20 protein-coding genes are annotated in these 21,514 nt (G+C 37.3%); 15 read left to right on the plus strand and 5 right to left on the minus strand.

Features of this window, described 5'->3' with window-relative positions; genetic code table 11:
* Positions 1–48: 48 nt before the first annotated feature.
* Positions 49–2,085, minus strand: a complete 2,037-nt coding sequence (gene fhuB / locus AC0OM3_RS00980; RefSeq protein WP_046945865.1) for a Fe(3+)-hydroxamate ABC transporter permease FhuB — start codon at positions 2,083–2,085, stop codon at positions 49–51.
* Between the two features lie 7 nt (positions 2,086–2,092).
* Complete coding sequence (locus tag AC0OM3_RS00985; protein WP_000722822.1) at positions 2,093–3,067, minus strand: ABC transporter substrate-binding protein; 975 nt, start codon at positions 3,065–3,067, stop codon at positions 2,093–2,095.
* A gap of 451 nt (positions 3,068–3,518) precedes the next feature.
* On the opposite strand from AC0OM3_RS00985, the gene AC0OM3_RS00990 reads away from it, so the two are divergent.
* The 8 genes from AC0OM3_RS00990 to uvrC all read left to right on the plus strand — a co-directional run bounded on the left by AC0OM3_RS00990 (position 3,519) and on the right by uvrC (position 12,183).
* A complete protein-coding gene (locus AC0OM3_RS00990; protein ID WP_242280620.1) occupies positions 3,519–4,349 on the plus strand; it encodes a BclA C-terminal domain-containing protein in 831 nt (276 codons plus the stop codon).
* A 341-nt stretch (positions 4,350–4,690) separates the two neighbouring features.
* Positions 4,691–6,376 carry a long-chain-fatty-acid--CoA ligase gene (locus AC0OM3_RS00995; protein ID WP_474210996.1) on the plus strand — a complete coding sequence of 562 codons (1,686 nt, stop codon included), beginning with the start codon at positions 4,691–4,693 and terminating at the stop codon, positions 6,374–6,376.
* Positions 6,377–6,482: 106 nt separating this feature from the next.
* A complete protein-coding gene (locus AC0OM3_RS01000; protein WP_000742223.1) occupies positions 6,483–7,070 on the plus strand; it encodes a TetR/AcrR family transcriptional regulator in 588 nt (195 codons plus the stop codon).
* A gap of 11 nt (positions 7,071–7,081) precedes the next feature.
* Entirely contained in the window at positions 7,082–7,858 is a 777-nt protein-coding gene (locus AC0OM3_RS01005; RefSeq protein WP_000911292.1) for an enoyl-CoA hydratase, read from the plus strand.
* A 78-nt stretch (positions 7,859–7,936) separates the two neighbouring features.
* Positions 7,937–8,710: an electron transfer flavoprotein subunit beta gene (gene etfB, locus AC0OM3_RS01010; RefSeq protein WP_001029027.1), complete on the plus strand. Its 774-nt coding sequence runs from the start codon at positions 7,937–7,939 to the stop codon at positions 8,708–8,710.
* 36 nt (positions 8,711–8,746) lie between these two features.
* Complete coding sequence (gene etfA, locus AC0OM3_RS01015; RefSeq protein ID WP_000101942.1) at positions 8,747–9,724, plus strand: electron transfer flavoprotein subunit alpha; 978 nt, start codon at positions 8,747–8,749, stop codon at positions 9,722–9,724.
* Between the two features lie 211 nt (positions 9,725–9,935).
* Positions 9,936–10,250 (plus strand): thioredoxin, encoded by a 315-nt coding sequence (trxA, locus tag AC0OM3_RS01020; RefSeq protein WP_001018943.1) that lies wholly within the window; start codon positions 9,936–9,938, stop codon positions 10,248–10,250.
* A 148-nt stretch (positions 10,251–10,398) separates the two neighbouring features.
* Positions 10,399–12,183: an excinuclease ABC subunit C gene (gene uvrC, locus AC0OM3_RS01025; protein ID WP_000544299.1), complete on the plus strand. Its 1,785-nt coding sequence runs from the start codon at positions 10,399–10,401 to the stop codon at positions 12,181–12,183.
* A gap of 115 nt (positions 12,184–12,298) precedes the next feature.
* Here the strand turns inward: uvrC and AC0OM3_RS01030 are convergent, their stop codons facing one another.
* Positions 12,299–12,748: a YslB family protein gene (locus AC0OM3_RS01030; RefSeq protein WP_000042226.1), complete on the minus strand. Its 450-nt coding sequence runs from the start codon at positions 12,746–12,748 to the stop codon at positions 12,299–12,301.
* A gap of 300 nt (positions 12,749–13,048) precedes the next feature.
* Between AC0OM3_RS01030 and sdhC the strand changes: the two genes are divergently transcribed.
* From sdhC to AC0OM3_RS01050, 4 genes are all read left to right on the plus strand, one after another.
* Positions 13,049–13,675, plus strand: coding sequence for a succinate dehydrogenase cytochrome B558 (gene sdhC / locus AC0OM3_RS01035; protein ID WP_000678354.1), 627 nt, complete (start codon positions 13,049–13,051; stop codon positions 13,673–13,675).
* Positions 13,676–13,688: 13 nt separating this feature from the next.
* Positions 13,689–15,482 carry a succinate dehydrogenase flavoprotein subunit gene (sdhA, locus tag AC0OM3_RS01040; RefSeq protein WP_000676750.1) on the plus strand — a complete coding sequence of 598 codons (1,794 nt, stop codon included), beginning with the start codon at positions 13,689–13,691 and terminating at the stop codon, positions 15,480–15,482.
* Positions 15,475–16,236: a succinate dehydrogenase iron-sulfur subunit gene (gene sdhB, locus AC0OM3_RS01045; protein WP_001291827.1), complete on the plus strand. Its 762-nt coding sequence runs from the start codon at positions 15,475–15,477 to the stop codon at positions 16,234–16,236. Before sdhA ends, sdhB begins: the two co-directional genes overlap by 8 nt.
* 92 nt (positions 16,237–16,328) lie before the next feature.
* Complete coding sequence (locus tag AC0OM3_RS01050; RefSeq protein WP_000822733.1) at positions 16,329–16,775, plus strand: acyl-CoA thioesterase; 447 nt, start codon at positions 16,329–16,331, stop codon at positions 16,773–16,775.
* Positions 16,776–16,811: 36 nt separating this feature from the next.
* Here AC0OM3_RS01050 and AC0OM3_RS01055 read toward each other — a convergent pair whose 3' ends face one another.
* Positions 16,812–17,591 carry a M15 family metallopeptidase gene (locus AC0OM3_RS01055; RefSeq protein WP_000720203.1) on the minus strand — a complete coding sequence of 260 codons (780 nt, stop codon included), beginning with the start codon at positions 17,589–17,591 and terminating at the stop codon, positions 16,812–16,814.
* A 267-nt stretch (positions 17,592–17,858) separates the two neighbouring features.
* On the opposite strand from AC0OM3_RS01055, the gene motA reads away from it, so the two are divergent.
* Positions 17,859–18,653, plus strand: coding sequence for a flagellar motor stator protein MotA (gene motA, locus AC0OM3_RS01060; RefSeq protein WP_000344853.1), 795 nt, complete (start codon positions 17,859–17,861; stop codon positions 18,651–18,653).
* Entirely contained in the window at positions 18,643–19,431 is a 789-nt protein-coding gene (gene motB / locus AC0OM3_RS01065) for a flagellar motor protein MotB (protein WP_001256734.1), read from the plus strand. The genes motA and motB overlap by 11 nt, the downstream gene beginning before the upstream one ends.
* 26 nt (positions 19,432–19,457) lie before the next feature.
* On the opposite strand, the gene AC0OM3_RS01070 is transcribed toward motB, so the two are convergent.
* A complete protein-coding gene (locus AC0OM3_RS01070) occupies positions 19,458–20,285 on the minus strand; it encodes a 5'-nucleotidase, lipoprotein e(P4) family (protein WP_474210997.1) in 828 nt (275 codons plus the stop codon).
* 342 nt (positions 20,286–20,627) lie between these two features.
* Between AC0OM3_RS01070 and AC0OM3_RS01075 the strand changes: the two genes are divergently transcribed.
* Positions 20,628–21,512: an ABC transporter ATP-binding protein gene (locus AC0OM3_RS01075; protein WP_000058121.1), complete on the plus strand. Its 885-nt coding sequence runs from the start codon at positions 20,628–20,630 to the stop codon at positions 21,510–21,512.
* Positions 21,513–21,514 lie beyond the last annotated feature (2 nt).

Genomic DNA, 21,514 nt, shown 5'->3' on the forward strand with positions numbered 1-21,514 from the left:
TATGAGAATGAATTAAAAAAGAGGCTTCTCACATAAGAAGCCTCTTTTTTAATTAACCTTCTTCCCGCTCTGCCTCATCAACCATAAGAAATAAGGTGCTCCAAGTACAGCAACGACAAGTCCAGAAGGAATTTCTTTTGGGTATGCAATTGTTCGGCCGAGTAAGTCAGCGATGGCAAGAAGGATTGCTCCAAACAGTGCTGAGCAAACGAATAGTCTTTGATGATTTATACCAACAACAATTCTTGCTAAGTGAGGTGCGACAAGGCCTAGAAAGGCAATCGTACCGACAGCAGCGATATTTACTGATGCAAGTAGTGTCGCTAGCACAATTAGAGCAAGCCGTGTTTTATTTACTGGTTGCCCAAGTCCAGTTGCTAAATCGTCTCCAAGTACGAGAACGTCAAGTTGTTTTATTAAGAAAAAGATAATGAATACAAGAATTAGAGATGGATATAGAATGATATTTTCTAAGTGATTCCATCCTCTTGCATACGTGCTGCCAGATAACCATGTTAAAGCAGCGGCAACATTCAAATTGGCTCTAACGATAAAGATTTGAATAATTGCTGAGCCAAGTGCAGAAATACCAATTCCTATTAAAGCAAGAGCTGTTGGGCTAAACCCTGATTTCCATGAGAAGAAGAGGACAATTCCTACTGCAAGTAGTCCTCCGATAAATGCACCAATTGGTAGGAAGAAACCAGGAAGTGTAGGAAAGACATACATAATAGTTAAAGCACCGACACCAGCTCCCGATGAAATACCAATAATAGAAGGATCGGCAAGTGGGTTTCGTAATATAGCTTGGAAAACAAGCCCACTTATTGCAAGGCATGCGCCAGCAATAGCAGCAACGAGCATTCTTGGTAAACGAAGATTTATCATCATGTTTTTGTCAAATTGTGTTAATTGACCTGATATAACATTTGTAATGCTTTCGATATAAGTGTTACTACCGATTGTAACACCAAGAGCAATCGTCACAATACAAAGTGTGATAGAAATAAGGATTACCTTTTTATAAGAGTAATAGCGGGAACTAGCTCCAGCTGCATTCGCACCGTTATCATTCATATATTGTTTCGACTTCATCATTCGATACACTAAGTAAATAAGCCAAGGAGATCCAATCATTGCTGTGACTGCCCCAACAGGAAGTTCTGCACCGGTTGGATCTATTAATCTACCGACAACATCTGCTCCAAGCAATAATACTGCCCCCCATAAGAAAGAAGAGAGAAGAAGAGTAAAGTGTTGACGGTATCCGATAAGGCGCATTAAATGAGGTGCAACTAAGCCGACAAAGCCAATTGGTCCAACAACAGTAACAATTACTGCTGTTAAAAAGATTGCAGCAATGAAGGCGATAAGACGTGTTACTGCTGTTTTTTCACCAAGAGAAATAGCAACATCATCACCAAGTAAGAGAATGTTGAGTTTACGAGACATAAATAGTAAAACTAGGAAAGAAATAATGATAAATGGAAAAGCAAATTGAACGCCATCCCAGTTATTTTGAATAAGAGAGCCAGCTCCCCATAAAAATAAACCAGCTGTTTCATTTTCATAGAAAAGCTGCATCGTTCCGGTAAAGGCAGAAAGCATTAATGTAACGACCATACCAGCTAATGCCATTCTAAGTGGGGTTCCCTTTTTTCCACCAGAAATACGGTATACAAATAAAGCAGTAATAGCACCGCCGATAAATGTGAACAGAAGAGAATTAATTTGTAAACCTTTCGGTAAGAAAATTGTAGCCGCTACTAGAAAGAAATATGCGCCAGAGTGAATACCCATTGTACTGGATTCAGCGAGTGGATTTTTCGTTAACGTTTGTAAAATAACCCCTGATGCAGCAAGAGCGCCTCCAGCTAAAATGGCAATTACAGCTCTAGGTAATCGAAGCATGATTAAAGTTTGATGTTCTAGCGATTGGTTCGGTGAGATAAGAGCATCAATAATCATACTATAGGAAATGTTTGCTTGACCTTGTCCGATATGAATAAAGAAAAGGAGGAGCAAGAGAGCTGCTCCTCCTCCGAATACAAGACTTGCTCGAAGTGTATGTTTTAGGCTATTCATCGTGTAATCACTTCTTCGCTGTCATGACATCTGCTACTTGTGTTGCTAAAGATGTTGCAGACTCAGGACCACCGAAAATCCAAGTGTCGCCTTTTAATTTATACATTTTGTTTTCTTTTTTGAACTTTAATTCTTCCCAAGCAGGGTTGCCTTTTAGTTGCGTGTCAAAAATGTTATCTTCATCCGCTACAATGTAAATGAAGTTTGAATCTTGTACACTTTGTAATGATTCTACAGTTGTTTGTTTGAAACCATCTGGCTCAGATTTCCCTGCTTCAAAAGTATTTGTTAAACCTAATTTTTTTGTAACTTGTAAAGCTAAAGAATTGTCAGTTAAGATACGGAATGTTGGTACGTTTTTAGCAGTAAATGCTTGTGCCATTGCTATGTTTTTATCTTTTAAGTCTGCTTTCTCAATTTTTGCTTTTGCATTAGCAAATGCTTTATCCATATCAGCTAATACTTTTTTACCTTCTTCTTCTTTCCCAACTGCTTTTGCAATTTGTTTAAATGTTTCTGTCATTTCAGCAAAGTGATCGTTATTACTTGTTGATGGATCAAACATAACTGTTGGTGCAATTTGCTCTAATTCATTTTTAATTGCTTTACCACGGAATGAAGCTGTGATAATTAAGTCTGGTTTTAAACGGCTAATTTCTTCTAAGTTTGGTTGTTGACGTGTCCCTACATCTACAACATCTTTACTCGGTTTTGTTTTTGTATTTACCCATTTATTATAATTCTTAATGTCTGCCATCCCTACTGGCTGAACACCAAGTGCTAATAAGTCTTCTGAATATACCCACTCAAGTACAACTACTTTTTTCGCTGGTTTATCTAACTTCGTTTCCCCTTCAGCGTGTTTAATTGTTATAGCTTGATTTTTATTGTCCGCTTTTGTTTCTTTTTTCTCCTCTTTTTGCTGTCCGCATCCAACAGCGAATAGAAGAACTACTATGAAAATACTGAGAATTTTCTTCATCTTCTGCCCCCAAATTAAGTGTTTTTTGTAACTAGCACCACAAGTGAAAATGGTTATCAATTACAACACCAAAATCATACTATGAGGGTATTTTAAGTGTCAATATATTTTTAAAATTTTGACGAAAAATAACAGATTATACGGATTTTTATATGTTACAGTCGCTATTTATGAAGAATAAGCCTCTTTACTAAAAATATTGGCGAATGTGGAAAGTTTAAATGGGAACTTGGCTGTGTACGAAAGTGTAATGTGTATGGTTAATAATCTGTGGAGATGAGGCGAAAGTACAAGCAAAAGGAGAGTGAATCGCATGTAATAATTACTAGAATGTATGGAAGAAATCTGTGTTTTATCCCCGACTAGGCAAAGTATTTCTTTGTCATTTAGATAGGTGTTTTTTAATTCGGTGATTGCGCTAAAAAGATCGAATGTAAAGGAAGTGATCAACATGTCTTCATGGAGCAATAACATAAATGGATATTGTGGGTGTAATAATCAAAATGGTGTACATGTTGATTCATGCTGTTTTAGTTGCGATGGGACAGTCCCTAAAGTTGGTCCAACAGGTCCGACGGGGGCAACAGGAGCAACAGGCGACACAGGTCCAACGGGAGCAACAGGCGATACAGGTCCGACGGGGGCAACAGGAGCAACAGGCCCGACGGGAGCGACAGGAATAACAGGAACAACAGGCCCAACGGGAGCGACAGGAATAACAGGAGCAACAGGAATAACAGGAGTAACAGGCCCAACGGGAGCGACAGGAGCAACAGGAATAACAGGAGCAACGGGTCCAACGGGAGCGACAGGTTCAACCGGAGTAACGGGAGTAACAGGCTCAACAGGAGCAACGGGAGCAACAGGCACAAGTATAACGGCAACGTACGCATTTGCAAATAATACGTCGGGTACAGCAATATCGGTACTACTAGGTGGAACAAATGTCCCGCTTCCAAACAATCAGAATATCGGTCCGGGTATCACAGTGTCTGCGGGGAACACAGTATTTACGGCTGCAAATGCAGGGAATTATTATATTTCATATTCAATTAATATAACGGCTTCATTATTAGTTAGTTCACGAATTACAATTAATGGGGCACCGCTTGCTGGGACTATTAATTCTCCTGCATTAGCAACGACATCATTTAGTGCGACAATTATTACGACTCTTGCGGCGGGGAGTGCAATTAGTTTGCAATTATTTGGTTTGTTAGCTGTTGCAACATTATCAACAACTACTCCAGGAGCAGTGTTAACGATAATAAGATTGAGCTAAACCATAACTCTCTTACTCTTTTAAGATTAGGAGAGTTTCTACATATAATAAGAAGTTAATGAAGTAAAGCATAGTTATAAAAAAGTCAGAATATTATGATTGTAACGCTATGGTGACTATAATATAATGAAAATAACCATCATGAATGAACATTCATTTATCCCGCTATTTGTGGGCAGTAAGATCCCGCCTTAAAATTCAGCGAAAGTAAAGAAGTTAGCTGGGTGATTAACTGTCCGTAAAAGCCCGATTGGTGTGGGCTAATAATCAGTGGGGCTGAACAAAACCTCCACTGATTAAAGTTTCACTTTATTTTTTATGTATTTGAAGGGGGAATGAAGGTGGAAAAACCATGGTTGAAAAGTTATCCAGAGGAAATTCCTAGTACGATTTCTTATGATATTCAGCCGCTTCATAGATATGTAGAACAGATGGCTTCTCGCTACCCAGAAAAGAAAGCGCTTCACTTTTTAGGGAAGGATATTACGTTTTCGGACTTCCATGATAAGGTAAAGAGGTTTGCAAATTATCTTCAAAAGCTCGGTGTGGAAAAGGGTGATCGAGTTGCTATTATGTTGCCGAATTGTCCGCAAGCTGTAATTGGTTATTACGGTACATTACTTGCGGGAGGTATCGTAGTACAAACAAATCCACTGTATACAGAAAGAGAATTAGAATATCAGCTTCATGACTCGGGAGCAAAAGTAATTCTTTGTCTCGATTTAGTGTTTCCAAGAGTAACGAATGTTCAATCTGCTACAAAAATTGAGCATATTATCGTAACTCGTATTGCGGACTTTTTACCATTCCCTAAAAATCTATTGTATCCATTTGTGCAGAAAAAACAGTCGAATTTAGTTGTGAAAGTATCAGAGAGTGAAACGATTCATCTTTGGAATTCAGTAGAAAAAGAAGTGGATACGGATGTTGAGGTGCCTTGTGATCCTGAAAATGATTTAGCTCTTTTACAGTACACAGGAGGAACAACTGGATTTCCGAAAGGCGTTATGTTAACGCATAAAAACCTCGTCTCTAACACGTTAATGGGAGTTCAATGGTTATATAATTGCAAAGAAGGAGAAGAAGTCGTTCTTGGGGTTCTTCCATTTTTCCACGTGTACGGCATGACGGCTGTTATGAATTTGAGTGTTATGCAAGGATACAAAATGGTCCTTATTCCAAAGTTTGATATGAAAATGGTCTTTGAAGCGATTAAGAAGCATAAAGTGACACTATTTCCAGGGGCACCAACTATTTATATCGCTCTTTTAAATAGCCCACTTTTAAAAGAATACGATATTTCTTCTATTCGTGCTTGTATTAGTGGATCAGCACCACTGCCAGTAGAAGTACAGGAAAAGTTCGAAACAGTTACAGGTGGTAAACTAGTAGAGGGATATGGTTTAACAGAATCCGCTCCGGTTACACATAGTAATTTTTTATGGGAAAAGCGAGTGCCAGGTAGCATTGGAGTTCCGTGGCCAGATACAGAAGCAATCATTATGTCACTTGAAACTGGTGAGGAATTACCGCCAGGAGAAATAGGGGAAATTGTAGTGAAAGGTCCTCAAATTATGAAAGGGTACTGGAATAAGCCAGAGGAAACAGCGGCTGTATTGCAAGATGGCTGGCTCCATACAGGTGATGTTGGCTACATGGATGAGGATGGATTCTTCTATGTAAAAGATCGCAAGAAAGATATGATTGTCGCGAGTGGATTTAATGTGTATCCTCGTGAAGTTGAAGAAGTATTATATGAGCATGAAAAAGTGCAAGAAGTAGTGACAATTGGAGTTCCAGATCCGTACCGAGGAGAGACAGTTAAAGCATTTGTTGTGTTAAAAGAAGGTACGGAGTGCTCTGAGGAAGAATTAAATCAGTTTGCACGTAAATATTTAGCGGCTTATAAAGTGCCGAAAGTATATGAGTTTAGAGATGAATTGCCGAAAACGACAGTAGGGAAAATTTTACGACGTGTTCTAATAGATGAAGAGAAGAGAAAGAATGAGGATGAGCAAACGGGCTAAGGCCCTTTCTTTTTGAAAAAATAGGATTGACACTTTTCTAAATAGTCAGTATTATAAGAATATGAATGACTATTCATTCAGTCATCTTCTTGAAGGGGACAGTAAAGTGAAGAAAAATAGACCGAAATACAATCAAATTATTGATGCGGCAGTCATTGTGATTGCGGAAAATGGGTACCACCAAGCGCAAGTTTCTAAAATCGCAAAGCAAGCTGGGGTAGCTGATGGCACGATTTATTTATATTTTAAAAATAAAGAAGATATATTAATATCCTTATTCCAAGAGAAGATGGGAGAATTTGTCGAAACAATTCGTCAAAAAACAGCAGGAATTGAAAGCGCTGTATCGAAGTTATTCATGTTGGTAGAAACGCACTTCTTGCTGTTGTCGCAAAATGATCCTCTTGCTATCGTTACGCAATTAGAGCTGAGGCAGTCCAATCAAGACTTGCGCCTTAAAATAAATGAAGTATTAAAAGGCTACTTACAAGTTATGGATGAGATTTTAGAGACTGGTATAAAACAAGGTGAATTTCAAGCAGATTTAAATGTTCGCGTGGCAAGACAAATGATCTTTGGAACAGTAGATGAAGTTGTGACCAATTGGGTAATGAGCGATCATAAGTATGATCTGGTCGCACTTTCAAAAACGGTACACGGGCTACTTATTGCAGCTTGTGGCTATCGTCAATAATGGGAGGGATCATGTTGAAATTCCTATCTGTAAGAGTTGAAGATCATATCGCGGTGGCGACGTTAAATCACGCACCAGCAAATGCGATGTCTTCACAAGTTATGCATGACGTTACTGAATTAATTGATCAAGTGGAAAAGGATGATAACATTCGTGTTGTTGTTATTCACGGTGAAGGACGTTTCTTCTCAGCGGGAGCAGATATTAAAGAATTTACATCTGTTACTGAAGCGAAGCAAGCAACAGAATTAGCACAGCTTGGACAAGTTACGTTTGAGCGTGTTGAAAAATGTTCAAAACCAGTTATTGCGGCAATTCATGGAGCGGCACTGGGCGGCGGCCTTGAGTTTGCTATGTCTTGCCACATGCGCTTTGCAACTGAAAGTGCAAAACTTGGTTTACCCGAATTAACACTTGGATTAATTCCTGGCTTTGCAGGTACACAGCGCTTACCACGTTATGTTGGGAAAGCGAAAGCTTGTGAAATGATGTTAACAAGTACACCAATTACTGGTGCAGAAGCGTTAAAGTGGGGACTTGTTAACGGATTGTTCTCTGAAGAATCACTTTTAGATGATACGCTTAAAGTCGCAAAACAAATTGCTGGAAAAAGTCCAGCAACAACTCGTGCTGTACTAGAATTATTGCAAACGACAAAATCGTCTCATTACTATGAAGGTGTACAACGTGAATCACAGATTTTTGGTGAAGTATTTACGAGTGAAGATGGAAGAGAAGGTGTAGCTGCATTTTTAGAAAAGCGTAAACCTTCATTTAGTGGCAGGTAGTTCAATTATTTTTTTGATATAAATTAACAGAAAATTAAAATTGATAGAATCTTTCTGAAAAACAAGGGGGTAAATGGAATGAACATCTACGTACTCATGAAACGAACATTTGATACAGAAGAAAAAATCGTAATTAAAAACGGTGCAATTTACGATGGCGAAGCGGAATTCATCATCAACCCTTACGATGAATATGCAATTGAAGAAGCAATTCAAGTAAGAGACGCACAAGGTGGAGAAGTTACAGTTGTAACAGTCGGTGGCGAAGATAGTGAGAAAGAACTTCGTACTGCATTAGCAATGGGCTGTGATAAAGCGGTATTAATTAATATTGAAGATGATGTAGAAAATGGTGACCAGTTCACGACAGCAAAAGTGCTTGCTGAATATTTAAAAGATAAAGATGCAGATTTAATTTTAGGCGGAAACGTTGCAATTGATGGTGCATCTGGACAAGTAGGACCACGCGTAGCTGAAGCGTTAAATATTCCGTATGTAACGACAATTACAAAACTTGAAATTGACGGTACAAATGTGAAGATTGAGCGTGATGTTGAAGGGGATACAGAAGTGATTGCAACTTCATTACCAGTTTTAGTAACAGCACAACAAGGTTTAAATGAACCGCGTTATCCATCGCTTCCAGGTATTATGAAAGCGAAGAAAAAGCCACTAGAAGAATTAGAATTAGATGATTTAGATTTAGAAGATGATGATGTGGAAGCAAAGACAAAAACAATTGAAATCTATTTGCCTCCTAAGAAAGATGCAGGAAAAGTGTTACAAGGCGAGCTGCAAGATCAAGTAAAAGAACTTGTATCGTTGCTCCATACAGAAGCGAAAGTAATCTAATAAAATACGAAATTATATATGCAGGAGGGAAAATCTATGGCTCGTAAAGTATTAGTAATGGGTGAAGTTCGTGATGGATCGCTACGTAACGTTTCGTTTGAAGCGGTAGCAGCAGCAAAAACAATTGCAGAAGGCGGTGAAGTAGTAGGTCTTCTAATTGGAGACAGCGTTGCCTCTTTTGCAAAAGAATTGATTCATTACGGTGCAGATCGCGTTGTGACAGTTGAAAATGATAAATTAAAATCATATACATCTGATGGTTATGCACAAGCGTTTTTAGCTGTACATGCTGAAGAAAATCCAGAAGGTATTGTCTTTGGACATACAGCACTTGGTAAAGATTTATCACCAAAATTAGCAGCGAAGCTTGAAGCTGGTTTAGTTTCTGACGTAACTGCTTTAGAGGTTGAAGGTGGAAATGTTATCTTCACTCGTCCAATTTACTCTGGTAAAGCATTCGAGAAGAAGATTGTAACAGACGGCATCTTATTTGCGACAGTGCGTCCAAATAACATTGCAACTCTGGAAAAAGATGAGTCTCGCAGCGGTGACGTATCTTCTATTACAGTTGATGTGAAAGATTTACGTACAATCATTCAAGATGTTGTCCGTAAAACGGCAGAAGGTGTTGATCTTTCTGAAGCGAAAGTTATTATCGCTGGCGGACGCGGTGTAAAGAGTGAAGAAGGCTTTAAACCATTAAAAGAGTTAGCTGACGTACTAGGCGGCGCTGTTGGGGCATCTCGTGGTGCTTGTGACGCTGAATACTGTGATTATTCATTACAAATCGGTCAAACTGGTAAAGTTGTTACGCCAGACTTATACATTGCATGTGGTATTTCTGGTGCGATTCAGCATTTAGCAGGTATGTCTAACTCAAAAATCATCGTTGCGATTAATAAAGATCCAGAAGCAAGTATCTTTAAAGTAGCTGACTACGGTATTGTCGGTGACTTATTCGAAGTTGTACCTCTTTTAACAGAAGAGTTTAAAAAGTTAAAAGTACATTCATGATTTAAGTACCCTTGAGTTCCAAGTGAAGTACCCCTATATATAGAAAAAGGTGAGAGATCCCCTGTCTCTCATCTTTTTAGTTTTTAATCCGTATTTTTATATAGTATAAAGGAACATTTTTTTGTTACAATACATAACGATACATATTATTCGCCACGTATATAAGTTAATGATATACTCTTGGTAGAATATACTTGAAGGAGGAAATAAAATGGCAATTGTAAACGCAAATGACCAAAGCTTCGCAGCTGAAACTAGCGAAGGTGTTGTATTATTAGATTTCTGGGCACCTTGGTGTGGACCTTGTAAAATGATCGCTCCTGTATTAGAGGAAATCGATGCAGAACTAGGCGAAAAAGTAAAAGTAGTAAAAGTAGACGTTGATGAAAACCAAGAAACTGCTCGTCAATTCGAAGTAATGAGTATTCCAGCTCTTTTCGTATTAAAAGACGGTAAAGTAGTTGATCAAGCGTTAGGTTACAAACCGAAAGAAGCGTTAGTAGAATTAGTTTCTAAACACTTCTAAAATAAAGGGGCTACCATTTGGTAGCTTTTTTTATTTTCTTTTTTACAGTCTTTCCGTTACAATAAAAGAACGTATGTTGGGTGTTTGGGCATAGTATGTTTTCAAGGGGAAATAAAAATGCTAAGTATGTAGAAATGGAGGGAGACGAGTGCACGAACATTTGAAAGAGAAGTTGGCCATTTTACCAGATCAACCTGGTTGTTATTTGATGAAAGATAAGCAAGGAACGGTTATATATGTCGGAAAGGCAAAAGTGCTTAAAAATCGTGTGCGCTCGTACTTTACTGGTTCACATGATGGGAAAACACTGCGGCTTGTAGGAGAAATTGTTGATTTTGAATATATTGTAACCTCTTCGAATTTAGAAGCGCTTATTTTAGAGTTAAATCTAATTAAAAAATATGATCCGAAATATAATATTCAATTAAAAGATGATAAAACATATCCCTTTATTAAAATTACGGCGGAGAAGCAACCGCGCTTACTCATTACTCGAAACGTAAAAAAGGATAAAGGGAAATATTTTGGTCCTTATCCAAATGCACAATCTGCTCATGAAACGAAAAAACTGCTAGATCGTATGTATCCACTTCGGAAATGCACGAATATGCCAGATAAAGTTTGTTTGTATTATCATATGGGTCAATGTTTAGCACCTTGTGTGAAAGAAGTGACGGAAGAACAAAATAAAGAAATTGTAGATGAAATTATTAAGTTTTTAAATGGTGGACATAAAGAAGTTCGTTCAGAATTAGAAACAAAAATGTATGAGGCCTCAGAGAAACTAGAGTTTGAACGTGCAAAAGAGTTGCGTGATCAAATTGCTCATATTGATGCGATTATGGAAAAACAAAAGATGATTATGAGTGACTTAGTGGATCGTGATGTGTTTGGATATGCAGTGGATAAAGGATGGATGTGTGTTCAAGTTTTCTTTGTTCGAAAAGGAAAGCTAATTGAACGCGATGTTTCTATGTTTCCAATTTACGATGAACCAGAAGAGGGTTTTTTAACTTTTATCGGCCAATTTTATGAAAACAGTAGTCATTTTAAGCCGAAGGAAATTGTCGTTCCAGGAAGTATAGACTCGGAATTAGTAGAGCGGTTTTTAGAAGTAGAAGCAACACAGCCGAAACGTGGTAAGAAAAAAGACCTTGTAGAATTAGCAAATAAAAATGCGAAGATTGCTCTTGAAGAGAAGTTCTACTTAATTGAACGTGATGAAGAACGAACGATTAAAGCGGTAGATCATTTAGGGAAGCAGCTTGGGATTGAAACACCGTATCGTATTGAAGCGTTTGATAACTCAAATATTCAAGGAACAAATCCCGTTTCTGCAATGATTGCTTTTATCGATGGGAAACCGGCGAAGAAAGAGTATCGAAAATATAAAATTAAAACGGTTCAAGGACCAGACGATTATGAGTCTATGAGGGAAGTTGTGAGGCGCCGTTATACAAGGGCGCTTAAAGAAAATTCACCTTTACCTGATTTGATTATTATTGATGGAGGAAAAGGCCATCTAGCGGCTGCAAGTGATATTTTAGAGAATGAGCTCGGATTATATATTCCGATGGCAGGTCTTGTAAAAGATGATAAACATAAAACCTCCCATTTAATTATTGGGGATCCACCGGAACCTGTGATGCTTGAGAGAAATAGCCAAGAATTTTATTTATTGCAGCGTATTCAAGATGAGGTGCATCGATTTGCGATTACATTCCATCGTCAATTACATGGGAAATCTGTCATTCAATCAGCGTTGGATGATATTCCAGGAATCGGTGATAAACGGAAAAAGGTATTGTTAAAACATTTTGGTTCATTAAAGAAGATGAAAGAAGCTTCTATAGAGGAATTTGTCGAAGCGGGTATGCCAAAAAATGTCGCGGAGACGATTTATACGTATTTAACAGATAAGAAGACGTTGTAGTTTACAACGTCTTCTGTTTTTTGATATAATTTCTGAAGATTTAAAATAAACGCATCTGAATGAAAATACAAAAAAGTCAACTAAACTGATATGTCTAGTTGACTGTAGGTAATGCTTACACTTCAATGAGATCTTTTATATCCCATTTTACAAGAAATGTAATAGAGTCAGAACGTTTTTTCTTTTCTTCGTATGACTCTGCAACGACGTTCCGTTGCTTTTGGATTTGTTCAGCGATGAATCCGGCTTCTAGTTGATAAGAAGAATGTCGTTTTTGTTTTTGACGTTCTGCAATGAGTGTACCTTTAAGTTGGAACTGCATTTCACGACGCTTATGTTCAACAATGCTTAAAGTGCCCCAGCCAGCCTTTTCAAAGAACTGAATGACTTCTTCAATTGTTTCTAGCGGATATTTTCTTGCAAGGTTTCTACCAGACCAGTATAAAATACCATCTAAATCGTTGCCGATTAAATCAGGTAGTAATTCTTCACGTAGCAATTCATAAGCGAAGGCGTTCAATGAAACATCTTCTAAAGATGTTGTATCGATTGTATTTTTGCTCACAATATTCCCCTCTTTCTATAGGGATTATTATATAACATTTCACATTTATAAAAACAGATTTTTCTTTAGGAAAATCTGAATATATAAGAAGAAAAAAAGAATTGGCAAATTATATGCAAATTATGTATACGTTTTCTTGACGCTTCGACAAAAATAGGAGTAAAATGAACTTGGTATCAAATTATGCTGAAATATTTCGAATAATTTTTTCAGTTTTTCTTATGCCAATAGTGAAAAAACATTATTGTTGTAAACTAATCTGAAAACAGCAGTCAAACATTCAAGGGGGGTAATGGGGACATGAAAGGCCGCGAGTATACGTTTCGTAAGTGGCACTCATTAATGGGGGTCATCCCGGTTGGTGTCTTTTTGACGCAACATTTAATTGTAAACAACTTTGCAACACGAGGAGCAGAGGCTTTTAACAAAGCTGCAGGCTTTATGGAGCTCCTTCCATTCCGGTATGCGCTAGAAATTTTCATCATCTTTTTACCGATACTGTACCATGCTATATATGGCTTATATATTGCATTTACAGCTAAGAACAATGCGGTTTCTTACGGTTATTTCCGTAACTGGATGTTCGTCTTCCAAAGAATTTCAGGTATCGTTACGCTGATCTTCATTTCTTGGCACGTCTGGGAAACTCGTATTCAAGCAATGTTAGGTAAAGAGGTAAACTATGATATGATGGCAGATATTTTAAACAATCCAGCTATGTTTGCATTCTACTTAGTTGGTGTTGTTTCAACAATTTTCCACTTTGCAAATGGACTATGGACATTCTGCATCAGCTGGGGAATTACAGTATCTCCACGTTCACAAAGAATCTCTACTTATGTAACATTAGCTATTTTCTTAGGTTTATCTTATGTAGGTGTGAGTGCATTATTAGCGTTCATCGATCCACAGCTAGCAAACCAGTAAGGAGTGGGAGAGCATGAAAGGGAAACTTATAGTAGTCGGCGGTGGCTTGGCTGGCTTAATGGCAACGATTAAAGCGGCAGAAGCAGGAGTAAATGTTGAACTGTTTTCTTTAGTACCAGTAAAACGTTCACATTCTGTATGTGCTCAGGGCGGAATTAACGGTGCCGTAAATACGAAAGGTGAAGGGGATTCTCCATGGATCCACTTTGACGATACAATTTATGGTGGGGACTTCTTAGCGAACCAACCACCAGTTAAAGCAATGTGTGAAGCAGCACCTGGTATCATTCATTTAATGGACCGTATGGGTGTTATGTTTAACCGTACGGAAGAAGGACTTCTTGATTTCCGTCGATTTGGTGGAACGCAACATCACCGTACAGCATTTGCTGGTGCAACAACTGGACAGCAATTACTTTACGCATTAGATGAGCAAGTACGTCGTCACGAAGTAGCAGGACTTGTAACGAAATATGAAGGTTGGGATTTCTTACGAGCTGTTGTTGATGATGAAGGTGTGTGCCGAGGAATCGTTGCACAAGACTTACAAACTATGGAGATTAGAAGTTTCGGAGCAGATGCCGTGATTATGGCAACAGGGGGCCCTGGTATCATTTTCGGAAAATCAACAAACTCCATTATCAATACAGGTACAGCAGCTTCTGCTGTATATCAACAAGGCGCATACTATGCAAACGGTGAGTTCATTCAAATTCACCCAACGGCAATTCCTGGAGACGATAAATTACGTCTTATGAGTGAATCTGCACGTGGTGAAGGTGGACGTGTTTGGACATATAAAGATGGTAAACCATGGTACTTCTTAGAAGAAAAATATCCGGCTTACGGAAACCTTGTACCTCGTGACATCGCAACACGTGAAATCTTTGATGTTTGCGTAGAGCAAAAACTAGGTATTAACGGTGAAAACATGGTGTATTTAGATCTTTCTCATAAAGATCCAAAAGAACTAGATATTAAACTAGGTGGAATTATTGAAATCTATGAGAAATTTACAGGGGATGATCCTCGTAAACTACCAATGAAAATCTTCCCAGCTGTTCACTATTCAATGGGCGGACTATGGGTTGATTATAAACAGATGACAAATATTCCAGGTTTATTTGCAGCAGGTGAATGTGATTATTCTATGCACGGAGGTAACCGTCTTGGTGCGAACTCACTATTATCAGCAATTTATGGTGGTATGGTAGCGGGACCAAACGCAATTGAATATATGAAAGGTCTTTCTAAATCATCGGATGCTGTTTCATCTACTGTATATGAACAAAATGAATTAATCGAAACAGAGAAATTTAACAATATTTTAACGATGGATGGTAACGAAAATGCGTATGTTCTTCATAAAGAGCTTGGAGAATGGATGACAGATAACGTTACAGTAGTTCGTGAAAATAAAAAATTATTAGAAACAGATGCGAAAATTGAAGAATTAATGGCTCGTTACAAACGTATTAACATTAACGATACAGCAAGATGGAGTAACCAAGGTGCTTCATTTACACGCCAACTTGCAAATATGTTTGAGTTAGCACGTGTTATTACAATTGGCGCATATAACCGTAATGAGAGCCGTGGGGCGCATTACAAACCTGAATTCCCAAATCGTGATGATGCAAACTTCTTAAAAACTACGATGGCAAAATTTGAGGGAGAAGGAAATGCACCAGCATTCCATTACGAAGACGTTGATATTTCATTAATTAAACCGCGTAAACGTGATTATTCTTCAAAACACGATGTAGCTGCTAAGGGTGAAGAGAAGGGGGATAAACAACATGTCTGAGAAAACAATCCGCCTCATCATTACGAGACAAGACGGGCCAGATGCGCAAGCGTTTGACCAAGAGTTTGAAATTCCATATCGTCCGAATATGAATATTATCTCAGCACTTATGGAAATCCGTCGTAATCCTGTTGATTCAAAAGGGAACCAAACAACTCCGATTGCATGGGATATGAACTGCTTAGAGGAAGTATGTGGTGCATGTTCGATGGTGATTAACGGAAAACCACGTCAATCATGTACGGCACTTATCGATCAATTAGAGCAACCAATTCGCTTAAAACCGATGAAGACATTCCCGGTTGTACGTGACTTGCAAGTTGATCGTAGTCGCATGTTTAATGCTCTAAAACGCGTTAAAGCGTGGATTCCAATTGATGGTACGTATGACCTAGGGCCAGGACCAAGAATGCCTGAGAAAAAGCGTCAATGGGCTTATGAGCTTTCAAAATGTATGACATGTGGTGTTTGCTTAGAATCATGTCCAAACGTAAACAGTAAGTCTGACTTTATTGGACCAGCACCGTTATCACAAGCTCGCTTATTCAACTCACATCCAACGGGTGAAATGCATAAAGCAGATCGCTTACGTGCAATTATGGGAGATGGAGGACTAGCAAACTGTGGTAACTCTCAAAACTGTGTGCAATCATGTCCGAAGGGTATTCCTTTAACAACTTCAATTGCGGCATTAAACCGTGATACAACAATTCAATCGTTCAAAGATTTCTTTGGTAGCGATAATAACTATTAATAAATATTGCCTCTTCATATCGAAGAGGCAATATTTATAACTATATTTTTCTGTTTATTCTGTTTATTTAAAGGTGAAAAGGAGAGATAACAATGAAGAGGATTTCTTATATTGAAGACTTTGAGCAATGGGAAAGTGGTTTTTCGTTTTACAACCCTGTAAAGGTTCGTTTTGGTGAAGTAGATATGTTTGGACATGTAAATAATGTCGTTGCTTTTACTTATTTTGAAGAAGCTCGTATTGCGTTGTTTAAAGAACTTGGATTTATGCAAGAGTGGACACATGCATCATCAGAAACGATGATCGTTGTTGCGGATTTACAATGTAATTTTATTAAGCAAATATATTTTGATGAACAGCTGAAGGTGTATGTAAAGGCAGGATCGGTCGGGAATTCTTCTTTAGATTTACATTATATGGTGAAGAATGCAGCAGGAGAGGTTTGTTTAGTAGGTCGTGGAATGATGGTTCAAGCGTCGAAAAAAACAGGAAGAGGCGAACCATGGCCTGAAGAATGGAAGAAGAAATTAATACAATAATAGAGTGAAAGAAAAATAAGAGAGCAATTTGCTCTCTTATTTTTTGTCTTCCATCGCTTCTTCTAATGTTAAGTGATGTTTATATAGGTATGTAGCGTATGGATTACCAACGTAGCGTAAGTGCCATGGTTCATATGCATATTCTGTTGTATCTGTTTTATCTTCTAAGTAACGAATGACAAAGCCGAATTCATGAGCGTGTTCTGCGACCCATTTTCCTTCTGCTGTCTCCCCGAAGATAGGCTCTAATTGAAATTTAGCTGATTTTGAACTAATATCCATTGCTAAACCCGTTTGGTGTTCACTTGTACCAGGAATTGCGCTTACCGAATTAGCTTCGGCTTTTCCTTGACGTCTAACGTATGTATCATGCAACGATTTTTGGCGTTTGTATGAACGATAACCAGATACAGCTGTAAGATCAAGCCCTTCTTTTTTCGCAGCTTTAAACATGTTTTCAAGTGCCTCTGCAGCATCTTTTCGCAGCAATGTTTTTTCTTTATCTTTTGGACTAATAAATGGTACATTTGGTCTCGTTAAGTCTTCAGGAATGTATCCATCTGGTAGTTTTCGATGTTTATTAATTAAGACAAGATTAGATTTTGGATTTGTTACAACTGAAAAGTCATTGTCTATTTTCTTTGCATTATGATCAGCTTTTGGAAAAGCAGGAATCTCTTCTTTTTTATGGTTATTATGCTTTTGACTTTCGACAGCTTTTGCTTCATTATTTAGTGGTGTTTTAGAACCAAAGTAAGCGAAAGATGTGATACCGATTACAATAGTAGTGGCAGAAATAATTATTATCTTTTTCATGATGCCTTGTAATCACAGTCCCTTCTTCATAAAATGTGTAATGTTTTTTTTATTATAAATCTAGTTTGTTGGAAAAGGAATATAAGAGTCATAACGTAATAGAAATGCAAAGAAAATGTCAGAAAATGTGTGAATTTGTAGTATTTTTTTATATAATTCATTTCTTATCTTTCATGAAATGCATTTTTTATGTAATATATATACATAAGAAGATGTAGCGATTATCGAGAATAGAGAACTTCTTGTATAGACTAGGAGTGAATGGGAATGGATTTTGCAACAATTATTGGACTTATTTTAGGATTTGTAGCAGTGGTAGTAGGGATGGTCGTCAAGGGCGCTGACATAACAGCCTTATTAAATCCTGCCGCAGCATTAATTATTTTTATCGGTACATTTGCTGCAGTATGTATTGCATTTCCGATGAATCAACTAAAAAGGGTTCCAAAACTATTTAAAGTTCTTTTTGGTTCAAATAAAAAGGATTTAAGTTATGAACAGTTGCTAGAATTATTTGTTCATTGGACATCTGAAAGTAGAAAATACGGTATTTTGTCTTTAGAGCAACAATTAGACAAAATTCAAGATGAATTTCTTTTGCGCGGTATGAAATTTGTGATTGATGGCGTATCCGCAGAAGATTTAGAGCAGATTTTGGAATCTGAATTAGAGGCAATTGAAGAAAGACATGCAAAGGGAGCTGCTATTTTTTCACAAGCTGGTACGTATGCACCGACATTAGGAGTTTTAGGTGCTGTTATCGGTCTTGTAGCTGCGCTTGGTAACTTAACTGATATTGAAAAGTTAGGTCATGCTATTTCGGGTGCGTTTATTGCAACGATTTTTGGTATTTTTTCAGGTTATGTATTATGGCATCCATTTGCAAATAAGTTAAAGCAAAAATCTTCAGCTGAAATTGAGAAAAAACGTTTAATCATTGATTGTTTATTAATGTTACAAGAAGGTACATATCCGTTTATTATGAAGAACCGCATTTTAGGTGCACTTTCTGCAACTGAGCGTAAAAAGCTAGAAAAAGGAGCAGAAAAAAATGCGGAGTAAGAAAAATAGAAGAGGTAAAAAGAAAAAACATGATGAGCATATCGATGAAACGTGGTTAATCCCATATTCTGATATGTTAACGTTGTTATTTGCATTGTTTATCGTTTTATTCGCAATGAGTAGTATAGATGCTGCGAAGTTTAAACAGATGGCAGTTGCTTTTCGAAGTGAATTAGCTGGGGGAACAGGTAACAAAGAATTTTTAAGTGATCAAAAGCCAAATGATGAAAAAGAATTATCAGCAAGTAGCCTTGAGGCAGAACAAGCAAAAAAACAAGAAGAAGCTAGAGCTAAAGAAAAAAAAGAGATGGATGAATTGAAAGCATTACAAAAAAAGATTGATCAATATATTAATGAAAAACAATTATCCTCTTCTTTTCAAACTAAATTAACTGAAAAGGGATTAATGGTGACAATATTAGAAAATATACTGTTTGATTCGGGGAAAGCAGATGTGAAATTAGAATCTTTAGGGATTGCAAAAGAGATGTCTAGCTTACTTGTTTCAGCGTCACCTCGTGAAATTACAGTATCGGGTCATACAGATAATGTCCCTATTGCCAATGCGCAGTTTGCGTCGAATTGGGAATTAAGTACGCAGCGGGCAGTTAATTTTATGCAAGTATTACTGCAAAATAAAGAATTACAACCAGAAAAATTTAGTGCGATTGGATACGGAGAATACCGTTCAATTGCTCCAAACGATACACAAGAAGGAAAGGCAAAGAATAGACGTGTGGAAGTATTTATCTTGCCTTTAACAGAGAAAGTAAAATAAAAGAGGATGGCGAATGCCATCCTCTTTTATTTTACTTCAAATGATTTTAAGTTGTCGCGACGGATTTTATCTTTTTCTGCATCTGATTTTTTGAAATCATAATCATATAAAGCGCCTTCCCAATCGCCATACATTGGATTCGGGAAAATAATGAATTTCTCACCAAATTGTGCTTTTGAATCTGCTACTGTTTGGTTACGATCTTTTACAGATTTTCCATCAAAACCTGTGAAATCAGATAAGTTATCACCGAAGAATAAGACAATATCATGAGTTTGAGAAACGAGTTCACGGCGTTTTTCTTTTCCTTTTTCTTTCGGATCTTGTAGTAATATATGTTCTTTCGTTGCTTGAGGAGCACCTACACGCTCAAGATTTTTAATTGTTGCATCTAGTTGATTCGTTTTACGATTTGAGATGTAGTAAATATCTACACCTTTAGACTCTGTATATTTTAAGAAATCAATTGCGCCTGGAAGGGCTTCAGCCTCAGCTTTGCTAATCCAATCATCCCATTTGTAAGGATAGCCTTTGCCTGTTTTTACGCTCATTGCTTGATGAGGACTGTTATCTAAAACAGTTTCGTCTAAATCCAGCACGATAGCAGGTTTTTTCTCTGTCCCTTTTGCAAGAATTGCATCAAGCTTTAATTGACCAATGTTGTACCCTTGGTAGTAAAGTGCTTTCGCTTCACCGGCTGTTTGATACCATAAATCAGCCATTAATTGTTGTTCTGTTAATTTTACTTTCTCTTCTTTTACCACTGTTTTCTCTGGTGTTCCTGAACATGCTACAAGTGATGTAGATAGAACCGCTACAGATAATAAAGTGGTAATGCCCCTCTTCATCTTCATATGTATCCTCCTTGATGTTAGAAAATCATTTTATATTATATATTAAAATATAATATTTTTATATGAACATTTGCATATTGTCTTTTGTATATATAGTAGTATGTCCTATATTAGAAAGATGAGCAAAATAATAATAGTTATTTTGACAAGTTTTATTGTCGTAATGACAATTATAATTGACAAAAAGAAATTTGTTATTTGCAATTTTAACTAAATAGAACAAATGATGGATTAATGACGATGTTTACATATAAGAGGATGAAGCGTGGTGCTATATTTTGTCTTGAATAAACATAGTCTTTGAAAGAGAGTACGAATGATACTAAAGGGGAGGCTTTATACTTGAGTTTACAAATTCAAAACTTAACGAAACAATTTGGGGAATCAAAAGCAGTTAACGGTTTGCAAATTTCGTTACCAAAAGGTGAAGTACTAGGGTTACTTGGACGAAATGGTGCAGGGAAAACAACAACAATCAAAATGCTTCTCGGATTATTAACGCCTAATGAAGGTTCGATTACATGGGATGGAAAAGCATTTGGAAATAGTGGTGTAACAATTGGGTATTTACCAGAAGAAAGAGGTTTATATACAAAAAGTAGAGTAATAGATCAGCTGCGATATTTTGGTAGATTAGAAGGAATGTCGAAGAAAGAAGTGGATCACGCTATTGATCACTGGTTAGAGCGTTTAGCGATACCAGAATATAAATTTAAAACGGCTGGAGAGCTTTCAAAAGGGAATCAGCAAAAAATCCAATTAATTGCTGCTCTTCTTCATAATCCGGAACTTCTCATTTTAGATGAACCATTCAGCGGCCTTGATCCAGTTAATGCTGGGATGTTATCTAGTATTATTGAAGAACAAGTACAGAGCGGAAAGACGATTATTTTATCAAGTCATCGTATGGAACAAGTAGAGGCTTTTTGCCAACATGTATGTATTTTGAAAAAAGGTGAAGCAGTCGTAAAAGGACAGCTAAGTGATATTAAGAAAGAATACGGTTTCCGTAATTTAACGATTGAAGATACAGTAGAGAATGAAAAGGGATTAGAAGCTATACATGTATCGTATGAAAAACAACAAGGCCTTCTTTATGTGAAAGTACAAGACGATGCGGAAGCTCTCAAGATTTTGCAACAGTTGCAAGAGCAAGGTGTTAGCTTACGACAATTCAAAATGTTAGAGCCGACGTTAAACGAAATCTTTGTAGAGAGGGCGAAATAACG

This window comes from Bacillus sp. FAU20 (assembly GCF_056033865.1).